We start from the raw sequence: 25518 nt of genomic DNA on the forward strand, positions 1-25518 counted from the left end.
CCGAAGCCTCATGATGAGGCTTCGGAGTGCTCATGCAGGAAACTGCAGATTGATGGGAGATAAATAAAGTGATGACGATTAGTTTATGGTGTAACGGGAGGCGAAAACTGACTGTCGTAATGTTATTGACGGTCTGTGCATATTCAACCATTACCAGTGCGGATAGTGATACGGTGTCTGTCGAGGCGCCCGATATAGCGGAAGTGAAGGCTAGTGCAAAACACTATGTCGGATCACTGAAGGCGCTGCTTCAGAAGAAGATGTCGGCAGATGGACCAATTGGTGCGCTTGATGTTTGTGGTGTTGAGGGGGCACGGATAGGTGGGGAAATTACCAGGAATACCGGATGGTCAGTTCGGCGCATAACCAATCGCGCCAGAAATCCCTTGGCAATGCCGGATGAATATGAATCAAAAATGCTTGATCAATTCAATGCGAAAATCGCTGAACAACCCGATACAACTTCACTCGTTAAGTATGAGGTTGTAGAAGAAAACGGCGCTACTTATGCGCGCTTTATGAAAGGAATACGGGTGGAGCCGGTCTGTCTGACTTGCCATGGTGACAAGGCTACGATGGGTGAAGTGGGTGACAAAATAGATAGTCTTTATCCGCATGATAAGGCGCGTGACTACAAAATAGGAGACTTGCGTGGGGCGTTGTCAATAAAAATCAAGTTGGAATAAAAGGAAGGCCGGTTAGCTAGCGTCAGACTCATTGTGGCAAATGTATATAGGAGAATAATCAATGCTCAGAAATACGAATAAATACAAGCAAATAATGTTTGGAACACTGATTATGCTTGGTATTTCGCTGTCTCTTGGTACAGGTATACTATATGGGGCGGAGCCAATATCAAAAAAATTGACACCGAAACTAAATGAATTGTTGACTGACGAGATGTTATCAATAAAGCAGGCAGTCACCCATATAATGAACGGAATCGTCGTCGGTGATCACTCGATTGTTGAAAATATGGCTACTCAAATCAATGACAGTTTTATTTTAAAACAACAGTTGACGGAAAAAGATAAAGCAGATCTTATGGCGGTGGCTCCGAAGCGGTTTCTTGAAATGGATGGGAAGTTCCATGAGCTTTCAGGAAAACTCGCTGATGCGGCGGTTAGTAAGGATTACGATCTACAGCGGTTTTATTTTGCAAAGCTTATAGAAAGTTGTCAGACATGCCATAGTGAGTATGTCACTGACAAATTCCCAAGTTTTTCCGGTGCAGCATCGTCTGGGCATGTGCACTAATCGATGCTTAATTACTGCTGATAATTTATAACCCACCTGTTCCCCCCAAGCTGTTCCTCTTCCATAGGACAGGCTGTATTTATAGAATTACTATAAATACAGCCTGTTTGACTTCCTGAAAGGGTTCAAATTATGGCCAGGACTAGCCGCGCAATTATTCCGTCATTCCAACTTAGTTCTTTACGGGGATAATAAGGGTCGCCGTCAAGCCGCCCCCCGGAGTTTCGTCAAGACGAATATTCCATTCATTGGAGTCGGCAAGTTGTTTGGCAATCGCCAATCCAAGGCCGCTGCCGCCTGAGTCAAGTGTGCGTGATTTGTCTATTCGATAAAATGGTTCAAAGACACGATCCTGTTCATCGGGTGGGATTCCTATACCACGGTCGCGTATACGAATTGTGATTAGATTAGAGCTGCGCATGCACGCCACATTAATTGGCTGGCGGTTACCGTATTTCAAGGCGTTACTTAGCAAGTTAATAATTATACGTCGCAGTGCAAGTACATTGACGTGTATTACAATCGGATTCTCTATGGTTAGAGAGATAGTGTTTTCTTGATGCGTACATCCAACTACTAAATCGCGAATGACCTCGTTTATATCAACTGTTTCTTTTTCCTTTCCCTCGATGCCTGCACCAAAAGCCAGTGATTCATCGATAAGGCATGTCATATGTGCAATATCGAGTTCAATTTCCCGAATAAGTGGTGTTGGGTCTTTGTTAATAGCGAATAATCCTAAAGCGAGACGAATTCTCGTCAATGGTGTTCGCAAGTCATGAGCAATACCGGTTAAAAGGGTTGTGCGATTTGCCAATAAAGACGATACGTTACGCGCCATCTTATTGAACGATTTCGCCAAGCTGGCGAGTTCTGCTACGCCATTTTCGGGTAGTTCTGGTGGTAAATTACCGTTTTCAAGTTGGGATGTGACTCGGGCGAGTTTGGATAGTGGTTGCGTAACTCTTCTGACAAGAATGAATGTAGAAAACAGGGTGGCAGCTATTACAAAAACAATAATAAGAGTCAATGTAATTGACATGCTGATTCCAAGCCTGTGTTCAGCGACACCAAAGCGAATTTTTTTGCCATCCATGATTGTATCGAGCCAATACCAGCGTTCACCTCCTATTATATTTGTAGAAGTGGTAACCGAACTTTGTGCCTGGGCAGCTAACGAATCTCTCAGTAAAACAATATATGGAAAAACGATACGTGTAGAAGGGATATGGCTAATAGGTTTCTGTATCCGCACTCCAGAGTGATGCTCGAGATTATATTCAAATGTAGGGCGTTTATCAGGATCAATGGTGGTCCAAGTGTGGGCCGATACAATCATGAAAGAAGCCAGGTCATTGGCTGATCTATGCGCAATCGGAACCATCAGGAAGTAGGCGATGGATACGAAGGTAAGTATCTCGAAAATTAACAGTACACCTGCAATAGTGGTGGCAGTTGCTCCAAACAGTGACTTCTTTAGGCGGGTATCACTATAATTCATTCGAATTCAACTGGAACTGATAGAATATATCCCTCACCCCATATTGTACGAATGTATTGCGGGTCCGCAGGGTTTTCTTCGATTTTTTGACGTAATCTGAAGATGCGTTGATCAATACTGCGATCGAAAGGTACGTGCTCATAACCTTTTAGTAGGTCCAATAAATGATCACGGTTAAGGACTTTATTACTATGCTTGAGAAAAATACTTAGAAGTTTGTAGTCTGCAGTGGTTAATTGCACTTGTTGATCGTTTCGGTAGAGCGTGTGCATTACCGAGTCAAGTAAAAATGGTCCGAAACGATAATTATGTGTATTTGTAGGTGAGTGGTTGTTTTTATCTTTATTGTCTTCAGTGCGTCTAAGAACAGCCCGTATACGCGCAATCAGCTCTCTTGGGTTGAACGGTTTTGAGATATAGTCATCGGCTCCGACTTCCAGCCCTATTATTCGGTCAATATCCTTGCCTTTGGCTGATAACATGATAATGGGTATGGAATATTGAGTGCGTAATTTTCGCGCCAAACTCAAACCGTCATCTCCGGGCAACATAACATCTAGAATTACCAGGTCGACTGACTGTGATGAGAGTATCTCTTTCATCTCACCTCCGTCTTTCGCTGATAACGAATAAAAACCTTCTTCTTCTAGATAGCTCTGTAGTAGCTTACGTAGCCTGGAATCATCATCAACCGCCAGCACACGTATTTTATTTTTGTTCATTAGGGTGATCTAAGGCTTTATTAAACGTGATAGTTGTCTGACCTAATTATTGAGTAAAATACAACAGCTGTCTCATACCATATATGACAATTATTATCAATAATTGTAAGAGGTAGTGCTAAATGCTCAACCGCACTGTGGTGTGGTAATTGATATCAACAGAGAAAAAAAGGAGGCAGAATATATTGACAGATAACAACGAAAATATAGTAACCACTACGTCCATTGGTGGAAGCCGCTGGAGTATTCACGAAAAGGTATGACTTGGTGATTCGCCTGGTCATATTGAGCCGATATTGGTTAACGTTTTGATGAATGATAAAGGCATTTGTATGGTGGACAACCGCGCCTCTGGACGTTGAGCGTGCACCAGGAGTGATCCAAAGCCTTAATGAGATGGTGCGCAAGTTTGAGACAGTGATCATTATTGTTACCCGTGATGAATAAATTATCCAACCGTGGCGAACCGTTGAAATGATTTGTCAGATCGGATGTCCCCAGCTCTGGTCTGATAGAATTCTTTATGGCCGTCCGCTGTCTGCTATCCCCGGATGGTCATGTACAACCGGAGAACTAGCATGACCACCCATATGACACAACACTATCAATCCCTGCAGCGCATGTACCTGTCGGCGCCGATTAATCAGCTCTATCTGCCGGAAATCGTTATTACAGAAGGGGAGGCGAGGATCGGCATTGAGCTACGGGAGGATTTTCACCATGCTGCGGGTGCGGTACACGGTTCGGTCTACTTCAAGATGCTGGATGACGCGGCATATTTTGCCGTCAGTTCGCTGGAGCCGGAGTTATTTATGTTGACAGCCTCTTTTACGACCTATTTGATTCGACCGGTCTCATCCGGTGTTATGCGCTCGGAGGGCAGGGTGGTCAGCCGTACGCGGAGCCAATTCATTGCGGAATCCGTCGTCTATGATGGTCGAGGCAGGGAGCTGGCCCGGGGCAGTGGCATCTTCGTCAAGGGGCGACCGCGCCTGAAGGACGCGGCTGGCTACGGGGTCGACTGATGAAAGGCACATTCTTGTAAAGGTTTTTTCCTTTCTGTCGCTATCCATTCAGGGCTCCCTACGAACCCGAAAATAATATTCAGAACAATTTTAGCTGCGAATGTCATGCAACTATTCCGGGGGGCACCCGGAAGCCGGGTAACCACTGGTTTGCCCGGTCTATATTGGTTTTATATCTCAACGGTTACATCAGCAGGCAGGGTTTTACGGGTTCCGGCACTTGGAAAACAGGGTGGAGCGGGTTTTGCAGAAGAGGTATAGCTTGAACAGGTTGAGCAAAGTTGGCGTGAAACAGACCAACCTGATCGCCTGGTTGCTGGTTGGTCTGCTGATGGTATCTGCTGTCCTGGTGCTATGGGTCACCAACAGCATCCGCCACAATGTAGCCAGTATTCATGAAAAGTGGGAGGCCCTTTCAGAGAGCAGCAACTACAAGCTGCATATTGTCGACAAACTGCATGCCGACATGGGGTTTGGCGGCCTGATACACCGCTATTCCGACCTGATCATCCGGGGTGGCAGGCTCCACATCAATGAGATTCGTGAGTCTATCGGCAGTATCGAGACCCAACTGCAGGAGTATGGGGCGGAGCCTGGCAGCCGTGCCGAACAGCGCGCGATTATCAGTATTCGTGGTGTGCTGGACAGATATCGGGACAATCTGAGATTGGCCGATACGCTGTTGCAGCAAGGAACGTTGGCAATGGCCGATGATAACCGGTTATATGTCGATGACCGGGCGGCGATCGATGGCATGAAACTGCTATACCGGCAGGCCATGGGTGAGGCCGGGGTTGTCGATGTCACCATGGGTTATAGCGGGCAGGTGAATGATCTTCGCCGGGTGCTTGGCTACGGTGGGATGATCCATTTTTTCAAATACTACCTGCTCACCCGGCAAGAGCAATACCGGAAGTCCGCGCAGACAAAGCTGGCGGAAGCCCGTGTAATACTTGATCGAATTGCGGCGTTTGAACTGGGCGAGCAGGAGACGATGGCCATCGGTATTCTGCTCAGGAGCATGGATGACTACACAAAAACCCTGGAGAAAGTCGCCGAAATGATCCGCCAGGGACAGTCAATCCATGCCATGGATGTGGCGGCCTACGTCGATGAAAATCCACCGCTTGACGCATTGGATATACTCAAAAAATCCGTGCGCACCTATAACCAGAATCAGACCAGCCAGGTTGACCAATCGCTACGGAATATCATGCAGATGACCAGCACCACGGTAGGCGTGGTGGTGATCCTGGCCATTATTATCCTGATGGTCTTTTACTGGTTGTTGAACATTGAGCTGCTGTCGATATTCTCCCGTGAAAAACAGTCGCTTGAGGATGAGCTGAAAGGGATGCGACTGCAGTTGACCGACGTGCTGGATGTCTCCCCTTTTGGTTTTGTCATTACCCATCAACAAGACGGCCGGATCATTTATGCCAATCAAGCGGTTTCTGCGATGTATGGCGCTGAAAGGAGTGAACTGATCGGCAGGTGTTCGCCAGAGTTTTTTGTCAAGCCTGAATCCCGGTCACGCTATATCCACCGACTGGTGAAGGGTGAAGTGGTCAGGGACGAGCAAGAGGAATTCAGGCGTCAGGATGGATCGCGGCTGACCACCATGTTGACTTGCAAATTGACAACCTTCAATAACGAACCGGTGGTTTTTAACTGGATCTACGACATTTCAGATCGGGTGGTGACCGAAAAACGACTGTCTGAAAGCGAGCAGATGCTCAATACCATACTGGAATCGATGCCGGTCGGTGTCGGAATCGCCAATAAAGAGACCGGCATTGTTGAATACTGCAACAGCCGCGGGGCGGAGTTGTTCGGTTATCTGGACAGAACGGATTTTATCGGCAAATCCACTATATTGGCCTGGGCCAACGACCGGCAACGCCTCGAGTTTTATAATACCTTCAATCAACTGGGTTATGTGCCTGAGCAGGAGATTCAACTGCGCAAGGCCGATGGCTACCTCTTCTGGGCGCTGCTGGGATGGGAGTCCATCCAGTACCGTGATGAAGCGCATGTGCTGTTCTGGTATCACGATATCTCCGAGCGAAAGAAGATGCAGGAGGATCTGCGACGCAGTGAACAGCAACTTCGCACCATTCTCGAATCGGCGCCGATTGGCGTCGGTATCTCCAGCAAAGCCGATGGCAAGCTCTACTTTTGCAATACCAAGGTGGCGGAGATATTCAGACTCACCCATAAGAAATTGATGTCACGCAATGTAACCGATTTTTGGGTGGATCTGTCACAGCGGGAAGAGTATTTGCAGGCCTTGCAGTCTGCCGGTGAAGTTCCCGAACGGGAGATAGAACTGCGGCGTGCAGACGGCAGCCGCTTCTGGGCCTTGCTGGGCTGGAAGTCGATCCGGATTCATGGTGTGGAGCAGGTGCTCTTTTGGGTCTATGACTATGATGAGCTGAAGCAGACCACCCTGGCACTGGAGCATGCGACACAGCTGGCTGACCGGGCCAACCGGGCCAAATCCATCTTCTTCTCCAATATGAGCCACGAACTGCGCACACCCATGAACTCAGTGATCGGGTTTGCCCAGATGCTGGAGGCGGATCCCAGGGATCCGCTGACTGCCAGGCAGGAGAAGTGCGTCGGTCATATCATCAAGGCCGGCAGGCATCTGCTGGATCTGATTAACGAAATCCTCGACCTGTCCCGGATTGAGGCGGGAAAGATTGACTTCAATATTGAAGACCTGCCGGTCAACGAGATGATCAGCGAATGCCTCGACCTGATCACGCCGCTGATCGAGCAGCATCAGATAGAAGTGATCCGCTTCAGTACCCGACAAAGTGATGAATACCGGATCAGGGCGGACCGGATGCGTCTGAAGCAGGTGTTGATCAATCTGCTCACTAACGGAGTGAAGTACAATGCCGGGAGGCGGCAACTCGGTATCGGTTGCTGGACCACGGCGGCGGGGATGCTGCGCGTATTCGTTGCGGATACAGGAGTGGGTATACCGCCGGAGCGGATGAACGAGATTTTTACCCTCTATCGGCGCCTGAATGCGGGTGGAGGGGGTATCGAGGGCAGTGGTATTGGTCTCTCCATTACCCGCAAGTTGGTTGAAGAGATGGGCGGCAGCGTGGGTGTGGAGAGTCAGCCGGACCGGGGCAGTGTGTTCTGGTTTGAGCTGCCCCTGGTGAATGGCGTGGCGCAGGCGGGCGTCAGTCGGGATGAAAGCGTTGCACCTGGTTAATAACATGATTTGGCAGATATATCATGGAGAATGGCATGAGTATTGAGGAGCGGATCCTTGAGTCCAGTATACTGATAGTCGATGACACGGCAGATAATGTCGATCTGCTCATCATGATGCTTGAGGCGAATGGCTATACCAATCTGAAAGGTGTAACCGATTCACGTGAAGTTAACGACCTCTGTACACAGCATACTTACGATCTGATTCTGCTTGATATCCGGATGCCCCATCTGGACGGGTTTCAGGTGATGGAACAACTCCGGTATTCACGTTCGATGGATTATCTGCCCATTCTGGTGCTGACCGCGCAGAATGATATCGAGACTCGCACGCGCGCCCTGGAACTGGGGGCCAAGGATTTTGTTACCAAGCCTTTTGACCGGACGGAGATACAGTTACGCATTCATAATATTCTGGAAGTCCGGCAGCTCTACAAAGAGAAGCAGCAGCATAATCTGCTGTTGCAGTCGATTGTGGATGAACGCACCCGGGAGCTGCAGCAGAAGAACGACGAGTTGCAGAGCAGTCGCCATAACATCATCCAGTGTCTTGGCCGCGCCGGTGAATATCGGGATAACGAAACTGGCATGCACGTGATCCGTATGGCCAGTTATGCCCGCTTGCTGGCCGATGCGCTTGGCAAGGACAAGACGTTTGTAAAGGATATCTGGTCGGCGGCTACCATGCATGATATTGGCAAGATCGGCATCCCGGACCATGTCCTGCTCAAGCCCGGCAAATTTGAGCCGGATGAGTGGGAGATCATGCAGCGGCATACCCTGATCGGCGCCGAAATCCTTGGTGAGGCAAGTTCCGACATTATGCGGATGGCCCGCTCGGTGGTGCTGACTCATCATGAACGCTGGGATGGCAAGGGGTATCCCAACGGCCTGAAGGGCGAGGAGATACCCATTGAAGGACGCATTGTGGCGGTGTGCGATGTGTTCGATGCCCTGACCTCGGACCGGCCCTATAAGAAGGCCTGGTCGGTCCAGGAGGCGGTCGATTACCTGAACGAAAACTCCGGTACGGCATTTGATCCCGAGCTGGTGTTCAATTTCCTGCAGATCCTGCCCATGATTCATGAAGTGATGGCGGCTTTCCCGGATCAACAGTCCGGGAGCTGATCTCTCTTCCCGCCGGCTAGAACTCCACCCCCTGCTGGGCCTTGATACCCTGGCTGTAGGCGTGTTTCACCATCTTCATCTCGGTCACGGTGTCGGCGGCGTCGATAACCTCCGGCGGCGCGTTTCGACCGGTCAGTATCAGGTGCATCCAGGCCGGTTTCTGTTCCCGGATAAAGGTGGCAATCTCCGCGCCACTGATCCAGCCGTAGCCGCAGCAGTAGTTGATCTCATCCAGTACCACCAGGTCATACTCCCGGGATAGGATTTTCTGCTGGCTGAACTCCCAGATCGCCCGGCTGGTCTTGCGGTCCTGCTCCGGATTCTTGGTATCCCAGGTAAAACCGTCTCCCAGGCTGTGCCATTCGATGTTGTCGAATTTTTCCGCGGCGCAGGCCTCGCCGGTTTTCCACTTGCCCTTGATGTACTGGATGACCAGCACTCTGAATCCCGACCCTGCCGCGCGAAAGGCCACGCCGAAGGCACTGGATGATTTACCCTTGCCGTCACCGGTATGGACCAGGGTAATGCCCTGGCGCTTCTCTCTCTGTTTCATCTCTGCTTATCCTGTTTTGACCGATCCGGCAGTATGCCACAGGCGGCGGAAAACAGGTGATATGACCCATGCTGCCGACGGGTATGTGGCATAACACATGATTAAAAACGCTCTATTTATCAGATTGATAGTTATTGAATTCTGTTGATAGTTATCAATGTCCGGGGAACGTTTCAGCCAGTAGATTAGCCCCAGTTAAGTGTTCAAACGGCCAGTGAATATCCCCCTTATGCGTAAGTCAGATCGTCTCCTGTTGCTCTATGTGGTGTTGTCGGGTCTGTTCCTGTTGTCGCTGGCCGATACCACAAGATCCCCACCGGAAGGCGCTGAACGAATCGACCGCACCCGGCGGATGGTCGCCGAACTGGGACTGACCGATCCCGCCCTGTTTACCGAAGCCCGTTATACACGGCATCTTTCCCAGGCTGACCTGCACTCCGCCTTCCAGGATCACCCGATGGCGCTGGAGCATTTCCCCAGCGGCTCGCTGCTGGTGCCACCCCAGAGGAGTCAACCCTGATGGAATGGATTCGCCGTCAGCGTTATCTGATCGATTTCATTCTCTCATCCCTGCTGCGCCGCAAGGGGAAGAATTTTGGGCTGCTGCTGGTCTACACCCTGGTTGTCTTCATGTTGGCCTCGGTGATGCTGTTCACCCACGCGCTGAAGCGGGAAGTGGGCAATGTATTACAGGCCTCACCGGAAATTATATTGCAGCGCACCGAGGCGGGCCGGCACGCCCTGATACCCGCCGATTACCTGGAGAAGATCGGTCGCCTGCGCGGTGTGACCGGGCGCAAGGGGAGGCTGTGGGGCTATTTCTACGATGCGACGGTGAAGGCCAACTACACCCTGATGGTGGCCGATGAGCGGGAACTGGCGGATACCGAGGTGATTGTCGGCAGTGCCATCGCACGCGCCCGGGGTGTCGGCCCGGGGGATTATCTCACTTTCCGTTCACACGACGGGATCGCTTACAGCTTCATGATCAGAGAACTGCTGGATAGTGATACGGAGCTGTTCAGCGCTGATCTGGTGCTGATGTCCGAGCGGGCCTTCCGGGTTAGCCAGGGTGTGACCGGGGGCGGCTATACCGACATTGTGCTGTCGGTAAGCAATCCCAGGGAGTTGTCGAAGATCGCTGAGAAGCTCACCCAGCGCCTGCCGGATACCCGGCCGATTCTGAAGCAGGAGATTCTGCGCACCTATGACGCCATCTTCTCCTGGCGGCAGGGGATTCTGTTCGTCCTGCTGGCGGGTGCCATCATGGCATTTGTGATCTTTGCCTGGGACAAGGCATCCGGTCTGAGCGCGGAAGAGAAACGGGAGATCGGCATTCTCAAGGCAATCGGCTGGGAGACCGGTGACGTGTTGCAGATGAAATTCTGGGAAGGTGCCATTCTCTCAGTGACGGCATTCTTCACTGGCTATCTGCTGGCCTACCTGCATGTGTTCTACGCTTCGGCCAGCCTGTTTGAGCCGGTGCTGAAAGGTTGGGCGGTACTCTATCCGGCCTTCCGGCTGGCACCGGTGGTCGATGGCCTGCAGATCGCCACGCTGTTTTTCTTTACCGTGTTCCCCTATGTGGTGGCGACCATTATCCCGATCTGGCAGGCCTCGGTGACAGATCCCGATGCGGTGATGAGGTAGCCGCTCATGCGAATTTCACTTCAGGACGTACATAAAGTTTTCAACCAGGGTAGGCCCAATGCCTATCCGGCGATCCGTGGCGTCACCCTGACTATTGAGCCGAACCAGGTGACCTGCCTCAAGGGGGCCAGCGGATCGGGTAAAAGCACCTTGCTGTCAATGATCGGCTGCCTGTCACGTCCCACCTCGGGCCGTATCCATCTGGGAGAGCGTATGCTCTCCAGCCTGCCGGAACGCTTTCTGACCGATATCCGGCGCCACACCTTCGGCTTTATATTCCAGCAGTTCAATCTGATCAGTGGATTGACCGTGCTGGAAAATGTACTGCTGCCCGCCTATCCCCTGGCGCCGGATTTCAAGCAATTGAAGAAGTCAGCGAATGCGCTGCTGGAGCGGTTTGGCCTGCAGCACAAGGCACAGAGTCCGGTGCAGTGGCTGTCCGGTGGCGAGGCGCAACGGGTCGCTATCTGCCGGGCGCTGATCAATGATCCGCAGATCCTGATTGCCGATGAACCGACCGCCAATCTGGATACCCGGCTCTCCCATGCCTTTATGGGACAGATCCGGCAGTTGCGCGAGATTGGCAAGACGGTGTTGATCACCAGCCATGATCCGGTGGTGTTTGAGTCGCCAGTGGTGGACCGGGTGATTGAGTTGTGTGACGGTCAGGTGGTGGAGGGCTGAGCATGTTGCTTAATCCCGCCATCATGGCGCTGATCCTGGTCTCCTTCGTGGTGTTGCTGATGCTGCTGGTTGCCGCCGGTTTTGCCATTCACCTGCTGCGATTCTGGGACATGGCGAGTGGCAGTGAACGACAGCTGCGGCTGGAGCGGCGCACCTATCTGATCTCCACCCTGCTGGCCTGGGCATTTGCCGCCGAGCTGGTTTCCCTGTTGCTCTATGTCTATAACGCCGAATCCATGTCGGGTCAGTTCGTTGGTGCCATGTGCGCCACCGGGGTACTGAATGTCAATGCCTGGGGTTGGCCAACACTGTTTCTGAAGGTGGCCGTTTTCTTCAGCGGGGCGACCTGGCTGACGTTGAATGCACTGGACAATCGGGGCTATGACTACCCATTGATCCGATTCAAATACGGGCTGTTGCTGTTGCTGGTTCCCCTGGTTGCCACTGAGACCTGGTTGCAGCTGCGTTACTTTCTAGAGTTGCAACCGGATGTCATCACCTCCTGCTGCGGCTCGCTGTTCTCGGCCAACGACCGTGGCGTGGCGGGTGAGGTGGCAGCAGTCTCTCCACGGTGGGCGATGTGGAGCCTGTACCTTTCGGGTGCACTGGTTCTGCTGGCCGGCCTGTTTTATCACCGCACGCGGCGAGGTGGTCTGCTGTTCGGCCTGTTCGCCATGGTGGCCTTTTTGATTGCGCTGGTTGCGATAGTTTCGGTGATTTCACCTTACATTTACGCCCACCCCGAGCATCACTGCCCGTTCTGTATTCTCAAGTCCGGCCATGGATTTGCCGGCTACCTGCTCTACATTCCCCTGTTTGCCGCTACCGCCTGGGCGCTGGGTGTGGCTGTCGTGTCACCCTGGCAGCGGATATCCAGCCTGAGCGAGGCCGTGTCGACCAGCGGGACAAGGCTGGTGCGTCGATCGCTGATGATGTTTGTCATTTTCTATCTTTCGGCCAGCGGATTTGTCTACAACTCCACTCTGGTTATGCAGGGGGTGTGGTGGTGAATCGGCGATGGTCATGGCTTCTTCCGCTGCTAACGGTTCTGCTGTTGGCCGGTTGTGAATCATCGGACCGGTCACTAGTGCTCGGTAAATCGGTGCCTGCTGTTGAACTGGAACGATTTGAGGGAGGTCGGCTGCAGTTTCCAAGCGCCCTTCGGGGTCGCATGGTGCTGATCCATTTCTGGGCTGATTGGTGTGCGCTCTGCCGGGATGAATTGTTGGGATCGGAACTGCTCTACCGGCGTTACCGTGACCAGGGGCTAGAGGTGCTTGCCATTAATCTTCAACAGCCTCGTGAAACTGTCCGATCCTATCTGGCAGGTCTGGATATCAGCTACCCGGTCTTGCTCGATAGCAGTGGCGAGATGGCCCGGCGTTACGGCGTGTCTGCGCTGCCGCTGGTATATCTGCTGGATCGTCAGGGCAGGCTGTATACGCGGATACTGGGTGGTGCATCCCCGGACCAATTGGAGCAGATTATCAAGCGGCTGCTGTAGACGATTTGAAGGCCGGGCCGACCTGCGGTTTGGGCCCGGCGTTGTGAAACAACACCGCAGAGTTAGTAATTGATAGGGAGAGACGTGATGTGTGAAGAGAAAAAAATTGATCGGCGGGGCATGTTGAAACTTCTGGCCGTGGCCGGACTCGGCAGTCTGGCGGGTCCGGTTGTTGCCGGACCCGGTGTTGGTGCCATGGTACCCGGCAAAGGTTGGGTGAAATCCTCTGGCGAGCAGTGTCAGGGGGATGGGACGCCACTGCAGTTCATTCCGAAAACTGCACCGGACGGTAACCCGCTGGAGAATGAGCTGGAGAAATATCCTGCCTGTCCCTACTGCGGGATGAACCGAACCCAGTGGAATCACAGCCGCCATCTGGTTCAGTATGATGATGATCTGGTGGATGGCACCTGTTCCATTCACTGCCTGGCTATCAGCCTTTCGCTCAATCTTGATCGCGGTCCCAAGGCGATTTATGCCGCGGACTTCGGTGCCGCCGGAAAGGTCAAGCCGCTGGTCAAAGTGGATGAGGCCACCTACCTGATCGGTTCCAAGCTCAAGGGGACCATGACTGCCAACAGCAAGATGGCTTTTGCCTCAGCAGAGACGGCGAAGGCGGCCCAGGCGGAGCAGGGGGGTGAGCTGGCTTCATTCGATGAAGGGTTGAAGGCGGCTTATCTCGGCATGGCGCAGGATACGATGATGATCCGCAAACGACGTGCCGAGATGGTGAAAAAGATGCAGATGATGAAAATGAAAAAAAGCGGTGGCTGATAGTGCACTTTGGCGGTGGATTTTGGCCACGGTAATCCACCGCCTTGAAATGAATTGCCAAGAGGAAGAGTAGCCAGTGAATCTGATATTGAAATGCAGCATGGTACTGCTGCTGATGTTTGGGTTGGTTTTGGACGCTGCCGCGGGTCCGGTCGATACCCCGGCTCCCAATGTGGATGATACCTGTCCGGTATGCGGCATGTTCGTCGCCAAGTATCCGGCCTGGGTGGCTACCGTACGCTACCAGGATGGACATTTGCACCATTTTGACGGCGCCAAGGATCTGTATAAATACTTGCGGGATCTGCCTCGCTGGGCGCCTGGACACCGTCACGAGGATATTCAGACGATTGCTGTCACCGAGTACTACACATTGACCCGCATCGATGCCCGGGAAGCCTGGTTTGTGATCGGCTCGGATGTACTGGGTCCGATGGGCCATGAGCTGATACCGCTGGAGACCCTTGAGGACGCCGAGGAGTTCATGCGGGATCACCAGGGGGTGCGGATTCTGCGCCAGGATGAAGTGACAACAGAACTGCTGGAGAAGCTCGACCAGGGCGTGTTCGAGTAGGGGGTGGTCAGGGGTGAAATCTTAATCACCGAAGGAGCGGCTTCAGCCGCTCCTTCGGTTTGGGGGGCGATTTATTTCCACCTCAGAAAATTGTCATATCGCGCCAGATGGCGCCAGGGGTGGTGTCCGGTCTACGCGTAGCGGCGTCGAGGCGCCTATTTGGCCTGGGGCAGGGCGGCGTAGAGGCCGGTCACTTCGTTCATCTGTCCCAGTATCTTGTCCAGCATGCGCGCCACCAGTCCCGGTACGAACTCATCCTCGCCCATGCGGTTGCTCAGGTTGTACAGGTCCCAGTTCTGCTTCACCTGACTGAGGATGGCGCTGATCTCCGGGGTGTTTTCATTGGCGTTGATCAGCTCCTGCAGTGCCGTATCGAACTCACTGGTGGCGGCCTTGTAGTCCTGCCGATAGAGTTCATCAGCAAATTTCCAGCTCATCAGCATATAGAGATTGCCCATGCGCTGGCTGAGCATGCGCTGGCGTCCGGCAATGTTCACCAGATGACCCTGGTTGGTTCCAGACTCATCGGCCAGAATCAGTACCACCTGATGGGCCGCTGCCAGCAAGCGTTCCGCGTTGGCCCTCAGTTCCTCTGCCTTTTCCCTTTGCACCGGACCGGTGGCGATCTGCTTGACCGGAATCCAGAGTTTTTCCACCAGCGCAAGCCCGCGGGTGGCCTCGGGATTGGTGGTAAAATCTTTCAGCTGCTTAAGTTGCAGTTCGAACAGGTCGATGGATTCGCCAAGATGTTTTTTGGCCACCCGATAGCGCACGTCCTGCCCCATCTGCAGGTAGGATTTGACGATGCGCTGGCTCAGCATGCGTTGGCGTCCCGCCTTGTTGATGGCCTCGGCGAGGGTAATGTCCGAGGCGGCTTGGGCGGCCGGTAGCTGGCACAGCAGGATAATCAGTCCGTACACAACGGCCTGTACGCTTTTTTTGATCATGACGCTGACTCCCGATTTTACTTATGAATTAAAGTTATAACCTGCGCGCTTGAACAGAATCAAGGGACGGCCGTTCGCTGCGTCCCGGTAATTGGCCATTCTGCACAATATGTTTTCGTTTGGATGGCCGGTCAGTTGCCGTGCAGGGTAATGCTCCCGACAGCAAAATCCCCCGCCTGATTGCGGATCGCCAGTTGCTTGAACGGGTAGCGGAAAGAGTGATCGCGTACCTGAATCAACTCTTTCTCATCCAGCAACACCTCAATCTGTCCATTGGGGTCGCGACGCCACTCAATGGCGTGGGTCTGGCCGTCACCGATGTTATCCATCTCCATGCTTTCGATCACCCGGGTCCTGCCGTTGATTCGGCTTACCAGCTCCAGGGTCGAGCGCTCGCCCAGCATCAGGATCAACCGGTAGCCGGTGTCGCCCTGGCTTCCCTGATACAGCCCGAACTCAATCTGCCCGGTCTCTCGGGGCGGATTATGCGCAGAGATCTCCAGTTGTAACGCGAATACAGTGGGAATCTGCAACGGCAGTTGAATCTCGGCTGGCTCGTTACGTTTCTCCACCACCTCTTCGCCGGGTTGATCATTCTCCTTGCCGCGCAGGGCCTCTTGCAGCAGGGCGCCCAGCAACGCCTTTCCCAGGTCCTGTTTCTTTTCCTGGGGAGCCGGTTGGGCCGGTTCCTCTTGAGCTGCTTCACTGCGGGAGCGCAGCCCCAGCCGGCCATCTACCCAGAATTGTCCGGAGACGACATTCCAGCTGGGGTTCTGGTCATAATTGCCATCGGAAAAATCTTCCATCAGTAGTTCGTTGCGCCAGGGCCAGTCATGGCGGCTGATGAGATCTTCCAGATCATTCAGTAGCCAGCGATCGGCCGCCCGCTGCTGGCGGGCCTTGTCGGTCAGCTCCCGGAGCTGGTCGACCAGGGCTTGCAGCTGTTCGTTATCGGAGTTCGCGGTGAACCCCGGAGTGGAGGCGAACAGCAGGGTCATGCAGGCAAAGGCAACAAGGATGCGCATTAGCGATTTTCTCCCTATTTCGTGAACCGTCATCTCCTTAGCGTCCGAAAACCCCTATCCATGAGCAGTTTTTTTGGAGCAAAGCGATTTTCCGCGTCATCCGGGATTATATCAACTGGATGGCGACGCTATGACCGCAAGGTGTTAAAATACCCTATTTTTCCCGGCGGAGATGGCTGTCATGTTCAGTAAAGATATGCAGATCGGTGGTTATGATGATGAGCTCTGGGAGGCGATCCAGTCGGAGGAGGTCCGGCAGGAGGAGCATATTGAGCTGATTGCTTCGGAAAACTACACCAGCCCGCGGGTGATGCAGGCTCAGGGCAGCGTGCTGACCAACAAGTATGCCGAAGGCTATCCCGGCAAGCGCTACTACGGTGGCTGTGAGTATGTTGATATCGCCGAGCAGCTCGCCATCGACCGCGCCAAGGCGCTGTTCGGCGCGGACTATGCCAATGTCCAGCCGCATTCCGGCTCCCAGGCCAATGCGGCGGTCTACATGGCCCTCTGTCAGCCGGGCGACACCGTGCTGGGCATGAGTCTGGCCCACGGTGGTCATCTGACCCACGGTGCCAAGCCCAACTTCTCCGGCAAGCTCTACAACGCCGTCCAGTACGGCCTCGATCCCGCCACCGGTGAGATCGACTATGCTGAGGTGGAACGTCTGGCCGGTGAACACAAGCCGAAGATGATCGTGGCCGGTTTCTCGGCCTACTCACGGGTAATCGACTGGCAGCGCTTCCGCGCCATCGCCGATGAAGTGGGCGCCTACTTTTTTGTCGACATGGCCCACGTGGCCGGACTGATCGCCGCCGGCCTCTACCCGAGCCCGGTGCGGATCGCCGATGTCACCACCACCACCACCCACAAGACCCTGCGCGGTCCGCGCGGCGGGCTGATCCTGGCCAAGGCCAACCCGGAGCTGGAAAAGAAACTCAACTCGCTGGTCTTCCCGGGCACCCAGGGCGGACCGCTGATGCATGTGATTGCCGCCAAGGCGGTGGCCTTCAAGGAGGCGATGGAGCCCGGGTTCAAGACCTATCAGCAGCAGGTGATGACCAATGCCCAGGCCATGGCCAGCGTGTTCATAGAGCGTGGCTACGACGTGGTCTCCGGTGGCACCAATGATCATCTGTTCCTGGTCAGCTTCATTCAGGCGGGTCTTACCGGCAAGGATGTGGATGCCTGGCTGGGTGCGGCCAACATCACCGTCAATATGAATGCGGTGCCGAATGATCCCCAGTCGCCCTTTATCACCAGTGGTATCCGGGTTGGCACCCCCGCCCTGACCACCCGTGGTGTCGGGGAAGCCGAGGCGAAGGAACTGGCGGGCTGGATGTGCGACGTGATTGATTCCCGGGGTGATCAGACAGCCATTGATCGGGTCAAGGTCCAGGTACTGGATCTCTGCAAGCGTCATCCGGTTTACAAGTAAGCATATTATCGGGGCCGGGTTAGATCCGGCCCCACTCTTCAGGCCCTAGATCATGCGATGCCCTTTCTGTGGTGCCCAGGATACCAAAGTGGTGGATTCCCGGCTGTTCGGGGATGGGGATCAGGTGCGCCGGCGACGTGAATGCGCCATCTGCAAGGAGCGTTTCACCACTTACGAGACGGCCGAGCTGACCCTGCCCTTGCTGATCAAGCAGGATGGCAGCCGGGTGCCATTTGATGGTCGCAAGCTGGCCTCCGGCATGTCCCGCGCCCTGGAAAAACGCCCGGTCAGCACCGAACAGGTGGAGGAGGCAATCAGCCACATCCGCCGCAAACTGCTGGCCCATGGCGAGCGCGAAGTGCCGTCGCGGCAGATCGGCGAGTGGGTCATGGAGGAGCTACGGGCGCTGGACCAGGTGGCCTATGTGCGTTTCGCCTCGGTCTATCGAAGTTTCGAGGATGTGAATGCCTTCCGTGAAGAGATAGAGCGGCTGGAGAAACAGTTGCCGCCGGATGTACGCCGTCATCAGCTGGATCTGCTCAATGGCGACAAAGACGATGACGCCTGAGGATTTCAGTTTTATGGCCCGGGCGATCCGCCTGGCCGAACAGGGCATTTACACCACCCATCCCAATCCCCGCGTCGGCTGTGTGCTGGTGCGTGAGGGAGAAATTGTCGGTGAGGGCTTTCACCGTCGTGCCGGTGAGCCTCATGCGGAACGCAACGCCCTGGCAGAGGCCGGGGAGCGGGCGCGCGGCGCCACCGCCTACGTGACTCTGGAACCCTGTTGCCATCATGGCAGGACACCACCCTGCAGCGATGGTCTGATAGAGGCCGGCGTGGCGCGGGTGGTGGTGGCTATGACAGACCCTAATCCACGGGTAGCCGGGCAGGGGATTGCCCAGCTGGAAGCAGCCGGCATCCGGGTTGACCAGGGGGTGATGACGGATCAGGCGATGGCCCTGAATCCCGGTTTTATCGCGCGCATGAGTCGTGGCCGGCCCTTCGTGCGCTGCAAGTTGGCCATGAGCCTGGACGGGCGCACCGCCATGGCCAGTGGCGAGAGCAAATGGATTACCGGTGCTGAAGCACGGAAAGATGTGCAGCGGCTGCGTGCCCGCAGTGATGCCATTGTTACCGGCATCGGTACGGTGCTGGCAGACAATCCGTCCATGAATGTGCGGCTGAGTGTCGCCGAACTGCCGGGGGTGGAGTCCGCTGCCTACCTGCTGCAGCCGCTGCGGGTGGTGCTGGATCCCGATCTGCAGATATCCCCCGCCGCCAGACTGCTGAGTCTACCGGGAGAAACACTGATTGTTACCACCTCCGAGAACGAGAAGCGGCGACAGGCCTTGTTGGCGGTGGGTGCCGAGGTGATCCTGCTGCCGCGCCACGGTATCGGGATCGATCTGGATCTGCTGATGGAGAGACTGGCGCAGAGCGGTATCAATGAGGTGCTGATCGAATCCGGTCCCACCCTGGCCGGGGCGGCGGTAGCGGCGGATGTGGTGGACGAGCTGGTTATCTATGCGGCACCGATCCTGATGGGCAGCGATGCCCGGGGACTGCTTAATCTGCCGGCCCTGACTGAAATGAAAGACCGTATCACGCTGGAGATCCTGGACCTGCGTTCGGTCGGCGCAGACCTGCGGATCAGGGCGCGACCCACACGCATTATTCAAGGTGGATAACAAGATGTTCACAGGTATTATTCAGGCTGTCGGTACCCTTGCCGGCCGCGAACTCCGCGGCGGTGATCTGCGCCTGGCGATTCGCAGCAACAAGCTGCCACTGGCGGATGTGCAGCTGGGCGACAGCATTGCCACCAACGGGGTCTGCCTGACGGTGATCGAGCTGACCGGTGATGGCTATGTGGCCGATGTCTCACGCGAGACCCTGGCCCTCAGCACGCTGTCCGATCTGGCGGTGGGCAGTCGGGTCAATCTGGAGAAGGCGCTGACCCTGAGTACACCGCTGGGTGGCCATCTGGTCAGCGGTCATGTGGATGGGGTGGGGAGCATCCTGGAGCGCCGCGAAGAGGCGCGTTCCATCCGTTTTCTGGTTGAGGCCCCGAAGGCGCTGGCACGCTATATTGCCCACAAGGGATCGATCTGTATTGATGGGGCCAGCCTGACGGTCAATGCGGTGGACGGTCACCGGTTCGATCTGAATATCGTCCCCCACACCCAGCAGGAGACCATCACGGCCGATTACCGGCCGGGCAGTCGGGTCAATCTGGAGGTGGATCTGCTGGCGCGTTATCTGGAGCGGCTGCTGCTGGGCGAGCAAGCGGCCGAACCGGCCAGAGCCGATTCGGGTGTCACTCTGGCGCTGCTGGCGGAGCGCGGATTCCTGCGCTGATTTTAAAGACAGTGTAAGGCCCACCCCCGGGCTGAAATTGAGGACGTGGGGGATAAAGGCGGCGCATCCGCCCATCAACATTTTAATGTCTTGGGTGTTTCCCCCGGCTTTGTTACACTTTTCTGCTATTTTTCGGTGCTTCGAGGCACGGTAGTGACTATGGCTTTTAATACGACAGAAGAAATAATCGAGGATCTCCGTCAGGGCCGGATGGTGATCATCATGGATGACGAGGATCGCGAGAACGAGGGTGATCTGCTGATGGCTGCCGAGGCGGTGACGCCCGAGGCGATCAACTTCATGGCCCGTTACGGGCGCGGACTGATCTGCCTGACCCTGACCAAGGAGCGCTGCCAGCAGTTGCGGCTGCCCCTGATGGTGGGAGTCAACGAATCCCAGCACGCCACCAACTTTACCGTCTCCATCGAGGCGGCCGAGGGCGTGACCACCGGTATCTCTGCGGCGGATCGCGCCACCACGGTGCTGGCGGCGGTCAAAGAGGATGCCATGCCCCAGGATCTGGTGCAGCCCGGCCACATCTTTCCGTTGATGGCGCAGCCCGGCGGTGTGCTGGTGCGGGCCGGACATACCGAGGCCGGTTGCGACCTGGCCCGGCTGGCCGGCTTCAACCCGGCGGCGGCGATTGTCGAAATCCTCAATGAGGACGGCAGCATGGCACGCAGGCCCGACCTGGAGAAGTTCGCCCAGGAGCACAATCTGAAGATCGGTACCATTGCCGACCTGATTCACTACAGGGTCAGCAATGAGAAGACCATCGAGCGGGTCAGTGAGTGCACTCTGCCGACCGAGTATGGTGATTTTCGCCTGGTGGCCTATCAGGATTGTGTTGATCCGGAATTGCATCTGGCTCTGGTGATCGGCGACGTGGATACCAGCCAGCCGGTGCTGGTGCGGGTACATATGCAGAATACCCTGTGTGATCTGTTCTCCACCAATCATGTCGGTTGCAGCTGGCCGCTGCGTAATGCCATGAAGCAGATCGCCCAGGCGGGTTCGGGCATTATCGTGGTGCTGCGTAATCATGACACCACCCGGGACATGATCCAGCGCATGCGCGATTTCCAGTATCACGACAAGGACCAGAACGTGCCGGCCAGGGACCCCAAGCGTCACCTGCGTACCTACGGCATCGGCGCGCAGATCCTGTGTGATCTGGGTGTGCAGAAGATGCGCGTGCTGAGCGCGCCGAAGAGCCTGCACGCCATCTCCGGATTCGATCTGGAGATCGTCGAGTACGTGGCCTGTGAATAAGAGCCCTGCCGCCCTGTTAAATTATTCAATCGGGAAGCTTCCCGCAAACTAAGGTTGTATAAAAAGATGGCTATTAAAACCATAGAGGGTTCACTGACGGTACAGAGCGCACGCTTCTGCCTGGTGGTGGCGCGATTCAACAGTTTTGTCGTTGAGAGTCTGCTGGATGGGGCGATTGATGCCCTCAAGCGCCATGGCGCCAGTGATGCCGATATCACCATCGTGCGGGTGCCCGGTGCGTTCGAGATGCCGCTGGTGCTGGAGAAACTGGCGGCCAAGGGCGGCTATGACGCCATTGTCGCGCTGGGTGCGGTGATTCGTGGTGGTACGCCGCACTTTGATTTTGTCGCCGGCGAGTGTGTCAAGGGCATGGCCCAGGTGACCCTCAAGCATCAGGTGCCGATCGCCTTTGGCGTATTGACGGTGGATACCATCGAGCAGGCCATCGAGCGGGCCGGCACCAAGGCCGGCAACAAGGGGGCGGAAGCAGCTATGTCCGCTATCGAGATGGTCAATGTCTTGCGCCAGATCGACTGAATGAGCATCGACTGAATGAGCAAAAAACGAAGCCAGGCCAGGCATCACGCGGTACAGGCCATCTACCAGTGGCAGGTCGCGGGTCAGGATATCAAGGATATCCGCAATCAGTTCGTGGCGGATCAGAAGCCGGACAGTTTCGAACTGGCCTACTTCGAGGCCTTGCTGCACGGCGTACCGGCCCATCTGGATGAGCTGGATGAACTGCTGGGGCCCTATCTTGACCGCTCCATCGAGAGCGTCGATCCGGTCGAGCGGGCGATTCTGCGCCTCGGCGCATTCGAACTGCGCTACCAGTTGGAGGTGCCCTACAAGGTGATCATCAACGAGTCGATCGAGCTGTCCAAGGTGTTTGGCGCCGAGCAGGGCCACAAGTATGTCAACGGTGTGCTGGACAAGCTGGCCCGTCAACTGCGCAAGGGCGAGCTGAAGAAGTAGCTGGCGCCTATCGCTGCAGGTCCGTTTTGGCGGGCATCACCCGCCCTATTGTATAGGGCGCCCTGTGGGCGCCGATTGAACACAGGGTACCGCCAAACATCATGCCGGCCTCCGAATTCCAACTGATCGAACGCTACTTCTCCCGTCTCGGCGCGGAGCGGGCGGATGTGCCGTTGGGGGCGGGAGATGACTGCGCCCTGTTGCAGGTTCCCGAGGGCAAGCTGCTGGCGGTCAGTATCGATACCCTGGTCGAGGGTACCCATTTCCTGCCCGGCGCCGATGCCGAATCCCTCGGGCACAAGGCACTGGCGGTCAATCTCAGTGACCTGGCGGCGATGGGCGCCGAGCCCGCCTGGGTCACCCTGGCCCTGACCCTGCCGAGGGTGGATGAGGCGTGGATCGAGGCGTTTTGTCGTGGTTTCGCCGCGCTGGCCTCCCGCTACCAGGTGCAACTGGTGGGAGGGGATACCACACGCGGTCCCCTGAGTATCTCGGTACAGGCGCATGGCTTTGTCGAGCCGGGCCAGGCGTTGCGGCGTGACGCGGCTAAACCGGGTGATCTGATCTATGTGACCGGTACCCTGGGTGATGCCGGGCTGGCCCTGCTGGCCGCCAGCGGCCGTTATGACGCAGGGGATCAACGTGTGGTTTTGCAGCGGCGGCTGGATCGGCCCGAACCCCGTATTGAAGTGGCCCAGGCCCTGCGTGACCTGGCCACAGGAGCGATCGATATCTCTGATGGCCTGCTTTCCGATCTGGGGCATATCTGTGACAAGAGCGGCGTTGGCGCGACCATCCGGCAGGCGGCCATTCCCCTCTCCGAACCAGTGGCCGCTTATTTGCAGACCACGGGAGACTGGTCGATACCACTTGCTGCCGGGGATGATTATGAGCTCTGCCTCATTATCCCGGCCGCCCGTCAGGCGAGGGTAGAGGCGGTTGGGCAGCGACTGGAAGTCCCGTTGAGCCTGATCGGCCGAATCGAGGCCGGTAGCGGCATTAGCTGCACCGATGAAGCAGGCAACCCCATTGCCCTCGTCCAGGGAGGATATGACCATTTCAGTGCACCCTGAACTGCGGCCAAACTGGCATAACCCGATCCATCTGCTGGCCTTTGGCCTGGGCTCCGGTGCGGCGCCCAAGGCTCCCGGCACCTTCGGCACACTGGCGGCGGTACCCCTCTATCTGCTGCTCCAGCCTCTGGCCAATCTGCAGTATCTGGTTTTGGTGCTGCTGCTGTTCCTGCTCGGTATCTGGCTCTGCGGCCGCACCTCCCGGGATCTGGGAGTACATGACCACGGCGGCATCGTCTGGGATGAGTGGGTCGGCTTTCTGCTCACCATGTGGATGGCGCCCCCGGGCTGGTACTGGTTGCTGGCGGGGTTCTGCCTGTTCCGCCTGTTCGATATCCTCAAGCCCTGGCCGATCGGCTGGCTCGACCGACGGGTCTCCGGCGGGTTGGGGATTATGCTGGATGACGTGTTGGCTGGAATCTTTGGTCTTGCCCTCATTCAACTGGCTGCGTATCTGTTAGTCTAGGAAAGCAATGCCGGATCTGACGGAGAAAACAGCATGACCCGCTTACCCTCTAAACGCCACTTCGCCATTTTATTACTCTTTCCGGGTTGCCTGCTTTGGTCGGCGTCAGTGCTGGCCGTGGAGAAAGTCCGGGTGATGGCCCTGTTTGCCGATAAGGCGATGTTGCAGATCGATGGTAAACAGCGGCTGCTCAGGGCCGGTCAGAAGAGTCCGGAGGGGGTGCTGCTGGTCTCCGCCGACGCCAACGGGGCGGTAATCGAGGTGAATGGCAAGCGGGATAGTTACAGCCTGGGTTCGCAGGTCGGTGGTCACTTCGCCCAGCGGCATATGGCCGAGGTGAAAATCTGGGCGGATAATCGCGGCTCCTACAACACCATGGGTAGCATCAACGGCCGCATGGTGGACATGTTGGTGGATACTGGCGCCACCACCATTGCCATGAGTGAGGTGGAAGCGAAGCGTCTGGGTATCCCCTACCGCATTCGGGGAGAGAAGACCGGCGTGCGCACTGCTTCCGGTTTTGCCAAGGCCTATGCCATCACGCTCGATCAGGTGCAGGTGGGTGAACTGGCGCTGCAACAGGTCGAGGCCGTGGTGGTGGAAGGCAACAGCCCGCACCGGGTACTGCTCGGCATGAGTTTTCTCAGCCGGGTGAAGATGGAGCACAAGGGCACCCTGATGGTCCTGCAGAGCAAGTTCTGATCAGGTCCCCGGCTTGCGTCTGTTCGCTAGAACGCCCAAATAATTGACAATAGCATTGCCCAGGCGATGACACTGGCGGCCATGATGGTATAGGTGACCGACATTGCCTCCACGTCCTCCCGTATCAGTTTAAGTCCCTGAAGTCCGTGATAGACCAGGAGACAGGAGGCGGCCAGCGCGGCGAGCGCAATGAGCATGTTGACCACCAGGCTGGGGATCAGCAGTCCCAGGGCTGAGAGCCAGAGTGGAATCGGTGCCAGGGCGGCCAGCAGGTAGGTGTCATGCAGGCTTATCTCGGGATGGTGGGTGCCGGCAACTTCATGAATCAACCAGCCCATTACGGCAAAGCTCAACAGTTCTGCCAGAAAGAAGATGGTGGTGATGAACTGCCACGCCTTGTCGCCAAACCCGGGAATGAAGGCATCGCCATAGTGGGTGCCGGCATAATAGAGCATAACCGGCGGGATCAGTGACATCGGCAGGACGATGAACATGACCAGTGAAACAACTGAGGGTCGGCGGCTGCGCAGTTCGTCCCATCCCGTGCTGGAGGAGAAAGGGGTCTGAATCAGGTGGGCAAAGTGCATGGGTCACCTCCGCTGTTTAAATATCATACTATGATATAAAAAGTAGTTGTCCTTCAAAAGTGTGTCAAG

28 protein-coding genes are annotated in these 25518 nt (G+C 55.6%); 22 read left to right on the forward strand and 6 right to left on the reverse strand.

The features are described from left to right. Positions 1–71 precede the first annotated feature (71 nt). Both A3GO_RS21815 and A3GO_RS0100265 read left to right on the forward strand, forming a co-directional pair. The gene (locus A3GO_RS21815) at positions 72–686 is read left to right on the forward strand and encodes a Tll0287-like domain-containing protein (RefSeq protein WP_051301671.1); all 615 of its coding nucleotides are present in this window, start codon (positions 72–74) and stop codon (positions 684–686) included. Positions 687–747: 61 nt separating this feature from the next. Next, positions 748–1257, forward strand: a complete 510-nt coding sequence (locus A3GO_RS0100265) for a cytochrome c (protein ID WP_029131696.1) — start codon at positions 748–750, stop codon at positions 1255–1257. A gap of 172 nt (positions 1258–1429) precedes the next feature. Here the strand turns inward: A3GO_RS0100265 and A3GO_RS0100270 are convergent, their stop codons facing one another. Both A3GO_RS0100270 and A3GO_RS0100275 read right to left on the reverse strand, forming a co-directional pair. Beyond that, positions 1430–2758: an ATP-binding protein gene (locus tag A3GO_RS0100270; protein ID WP_029131697.1), complete on the reverse strand. Its 1329-nt coding sequence runs from the start codon at positions 2756–2758 to the stop codon at positions 1430–1432. Continuing rightward, on the reverse strand, positions 2755–3480 hold the full coding sequence (locus A3GO_RS0100275; RefSeq protein WP_029131698.1) for a response regulator: 726 nt from the start codon (positions 3478–3480) through the stop codon (positions 2755–2757). The genes A3GO_RS0100270 and A3GO_RS0100275 overlap by 4 nt, the downstream gene beginning before the upstream one ends. Positions 3481–4058: 578 nt before the next feature. On the opposite strand from A3GO_RS0100275, the gene A3GO_RS0100280 reads away from it, so the two are divergent. The 3 genes from A3GO_RS0100280 (at position 4059) to A3GO_RS0100290 (ending at position 8867) form a co-directional block, all read left to right on the forward strand. Continuing rightward, the gene (locus tag A3GO_RS0100280; protein ID WP_245621624.1) at positions 4059–4505 is read left to right on the forward strand and encodes a PaaI family thioesterase; all 447 of its coding nucleotides are present in this window, start codon (positions 4059–4061) and stop codon (positions 4503–4505) included. A gap of 286 nt (positions 4506–4791) precedes the next feature. Further along, a complete protein-coding gene (locus tag A3GO_RS0100285; protein ID WP_029131700.1) occupies positions 4792–7737 on the forward strand; it encodes a PAS domain S-box protein in 2946 nt (981 codons plus the stop codon). A 35-nt stretch (positions 7738–7772) separates the two neighbouring features. Further along, entirely contained in the window at positions 7773–8867 is a 1095-nt protein-coding gene (locus A3GO_RS0100290; protein WP_029131701.1) for an HD domain-containing phosphohydrolase, read from the forward strand. 16 nt (positions 8868–8883) lie between these two features. Here A3GO_RS0100290 and cobO read toward each other — a convergent pair whose 3' ends face one another. Then, entirely contained in the window at positions 8884–9420 is a 537-nt protein-coding gene (gene cobO, locus A3GO_RS0100295) for a cob(I)yrinic acid a,c-diamide adenosyltransferase (protein ID WP_029131702.1), read from the reverse strand. A 229-nt stretch (positions 9421–9649) separates the two neighbouring features. Here cobO and A3GO_RS0100300 point away from each other — a divergent pair, with 229 nt between their 5' ends. From A3GO_RS0100300 to A3GO_RS0100330, 7 genes are all read left to right on the forward strand, one after another. Beyond that, positions 9650–9940 carry a hypothetical protein gene (locus tag A3GO_RS0100300; RefSeq protein WP_037374350.1) on the forward strand — a complete coding sequence of 97 codons (291 nt, stop codon included), beginning with the start codon at positions 9650–9652 and terminating at the stop codon, positions 9938–9940. Then, complete coding sequence (locus A3GO_RS0100305; RefSeq protein WP_037374351.1) at positions 9940–11070, forward strand: ABC transporter permease; 1131 nt, start codon at positions 9940–9942, stop codon at positions 11068–11070. Before A3GO_RS0100300 ends, A3GO_RS0100305 begins: the two co-directional genes overlap by 1 nt. A gap of 6 nt (positions 11071–11076) precedes the next feature. Next, positions 11077–11754 carry an ABC transporter ATP-binding protein gene (locus tag A3GO_RS0100310; protein ID WP_029131705.1) on the forward strand — a complete coding sequence of 226 codons (678 nt, stop codon included), beginning with the start codon at positions 11077–11079 and terminating at the stop codon, positions 11752–11754. Positions 11755–11756: 2 nt separating this feature from the next. Beyond that, positions 11757–12764, forward strand: a complete 1008-nt coding sequence (locus tag A3GO_RS26315; RefSeq protein WP_029131706.1) for a hypothetical protein — start codon at positions 11757–11759, stop codon at positions 12762–12764. Between the two features lie 92 nt (positions 12765–12856). Beyond that, positions 12857–13258, forward strand: coding sequence for a TlpA family protein disulfide reductase (locus A3GO_RS26320; protein ID WP_211245073.1), 402 nt, complete (start codon positions 12857–12859; stop codon positions 13256–13258). Positions 13259–13345: 87 nt separating this feature from the next. Beyond that, positions 13346–14032, forward strand: a complete 687-nt coding sequence (locus A3GO_RS0100325; protein ID WP_245621625.1) for a nitrous oxide reductase accessory protein NosL — start codon at positions 13346–13348, stop codon at positions 14030–14032. A 76-nt stretch (positions 14033–14108) separates the two neighbouring features. Further along, positions 14109–14606 carry a nitrous oxide reductase accessory protein NosL gene (locus A3GO_RS0100330; RefSeq protein ID WP_029131708.1) on the forward strand — a complete coding sequence of 166 codons (498 nt, stop codon included), beginning with the start codon at positions 14109–14111 and terminating at the stop codon, positions 14604–14606. A 155-nt stretch (positions 14607–14761) separates the two neighbouring features. Here the strand turns inward: A3GO_RS0100330 and A3GO_RS0100335 are convergent, their stop codons facing one another. Both A3GO_RS0100335 and A3GO_RS0100340 read right to left on the reverse strand, forming a co-directional pair. Then, positions 14762–15553: a type IV pili methyl-accepting chemotaxis transducer N-terminal domain-containing protein gene (locus tag A3GO_RS0100335; RefSeq protein WP_051301673.1), complete on the reverse strand. Its 792-nt coding sequence runs from the start codon at positions 15551–15553 to the stop codon at positions 14762–14764. Positions 15554–15684: 131 nt separating this feature from the next. After that, the gene (locus A3GO_RS0100340; protein WP_029131710.1) at positions 15685–16578 is read right to left on the reverse strand and encodes a hypothetical protein; all 894 of its coding nucleotides are present in this window, start codon (positions 16576–16578) and stop codon (positions 15685–15687) included. 181 nt (positions 16579–16759) lie between these two features. Between A3GO_RS0100340 and glyA the strand changes: the two genes are divergently transcribed. From glyA to A3GO_RS0100390, 10 genes are all read left to right on the forward strand, one after another. Further along, a complete protein-coding gene (gene glyA, locus A3GO_RS0100345) occupies positions 16760–18013 on the forward strand; it encodes a serine hydroxymethyltransferase (RefSeq protein ID WP_029131711.1) in 1254 nt (417 codons plus the stop codon). A 52-nt stretch (positions 18014–18065) separates the two neighbouring features. Then, on the forward strand, positions 18066–18581 hold the full coding sequence (gene nrdR / locus A3GO_RS0100350; RefSeq protein WP_029131712.1) for a transcriptional regulator NrdR: 516 nt from the start codon (positions 18066–18068) through the stop codon (positions 18579–18581). After that, the gene (gene ribD, locus A3GO_RS0100355; protein WP_245621626.1) at positions 18556–19704 is read left to right on the forward strand and encodes a bifunctional diaminohydroxyphosphoribosylaminopyrimidine deaminase/5-amino-6-(5-phosphoribosylamino)uracil reductase RibD; all 1149 of its coding nucleotides are present in this window, start codon (positions 18556–18558) and stop codon (positions 19702–19704) included. The genes nrdR and ribD overlap by 26 nt, the downstream gene beginning before the upstream one ends. A 4-nt stretch (positions 19705–19708) precedes the next feature. Beyond that, positions 19709–20374 carry a riboflavin synthase gene (locus tag A3GO_RS0100360; RefSeq protein ID WP_029131714.1) on the forward strand — a complete coding sequence of 222 codons (666 nt, stop codon included), beginning with the start codon at positions 19709–19711 and terminating at the stop codon, positions 20372–20374. A gap of 159 nt (positions 20375–20533) precedes the next feature. After that, complete coding sequence (gene ribBA, locus A3GO_RS0100365; RefSeq protein ID WP_029131715.1) at positions 20534–21646, forward strand: bifunctional 3,4-dihydroxy-2-butanone-4-phosphate synthase/GTP cyclohydrolase II; 1113 nt, start codon at positions 20534–20536, stop codon at positions 21644–21646. A 66-nt stretch (positions 21647–21712) separates the two neighbouring features. Further along, positions 21713–22183, forward strand: coding sequence for a 6,7-dimethyl-8-ribityllumazine synthase (gene ribH / locus A3GO_RS0100370; protein ID WP_029131716.1), 471 nt, complete (start codon positions 21713–21715; stop codon positions 22181–22183). Between the two features lie 15 nt (positions 22184–22198). Continuing rightward, a complete protein-coding gene (gene nusB, locus A3GO_RS0100375) occupies positions 22199–22621 on the forward strand; it encodes a transcription antitermination factor NusB (RefSeq protein WP_029131717.1) in 423 nt (140 codons plus the stop codon). A 101-nt stretch (positions 22622–22722) separates the two neighbouring features. Further along, entirely contained in the window at positions 22723–23694 is a 972-nt protein-coding gene (gene thiL / locus A3GO_RS0100380) for a thiamine-phosphate kinase (RefSeq protein WP_029131718.1), read from the forward strand. Further along, positions 23672–24160, forward strand: a complete 489-nt coding sequence (locus tag A3GO_RS0100385; RefSeq protein ID WP_029131719.1) for a phosphatidylglycerophosphatase A family protein — start codon at positions 23672–23674, stop codon at positions 24158–24160. Before thiL ends, A3GO_RS0100385 begins: the two co-directional genes overlap by 23 nt. Positions 24161–24193: 33 nt before the next feature. Then, on the forward strand, positions 24194–24862 hold the full coding sequence (locus A3GO_RS0100390) for a retropepsin-like aspartic protease family protein (protein WP_029131720.1): 669 nt from the start codon (positions 24194–24196) through the stop codon (positions 24860–24862). A gap of 26 nt (positions 24863–24888) precedes the next feature. Here the strand turns inward: A3GO_RS0100390 and A3GO_RS0100395 are convergent, their stop codons facing one another. After that, a complete protein-coding gene (locus tag A3GO_RS0100395; protein WP_029131721.1) occupies positions 24889–25449 on the reverse strand; it encodes a Yip1 family protein in 561 nt (186 codons plus the stop codon). Positions 25450–25518 lie beyond the last annotated feature (69 nt).

The sequence above is a fragment of the Sedimenticola selenatireducens DSM 17993 genome (assembly GCF_000428045.1).
GTDB classification, from domain to species: domain Bacteria; phylum Pseudomonadota; class Gammaproteobacteria; order Chromatiales; family Chromatiaceae; genus Sedimenticola; species Sedimenticola selenatireducens.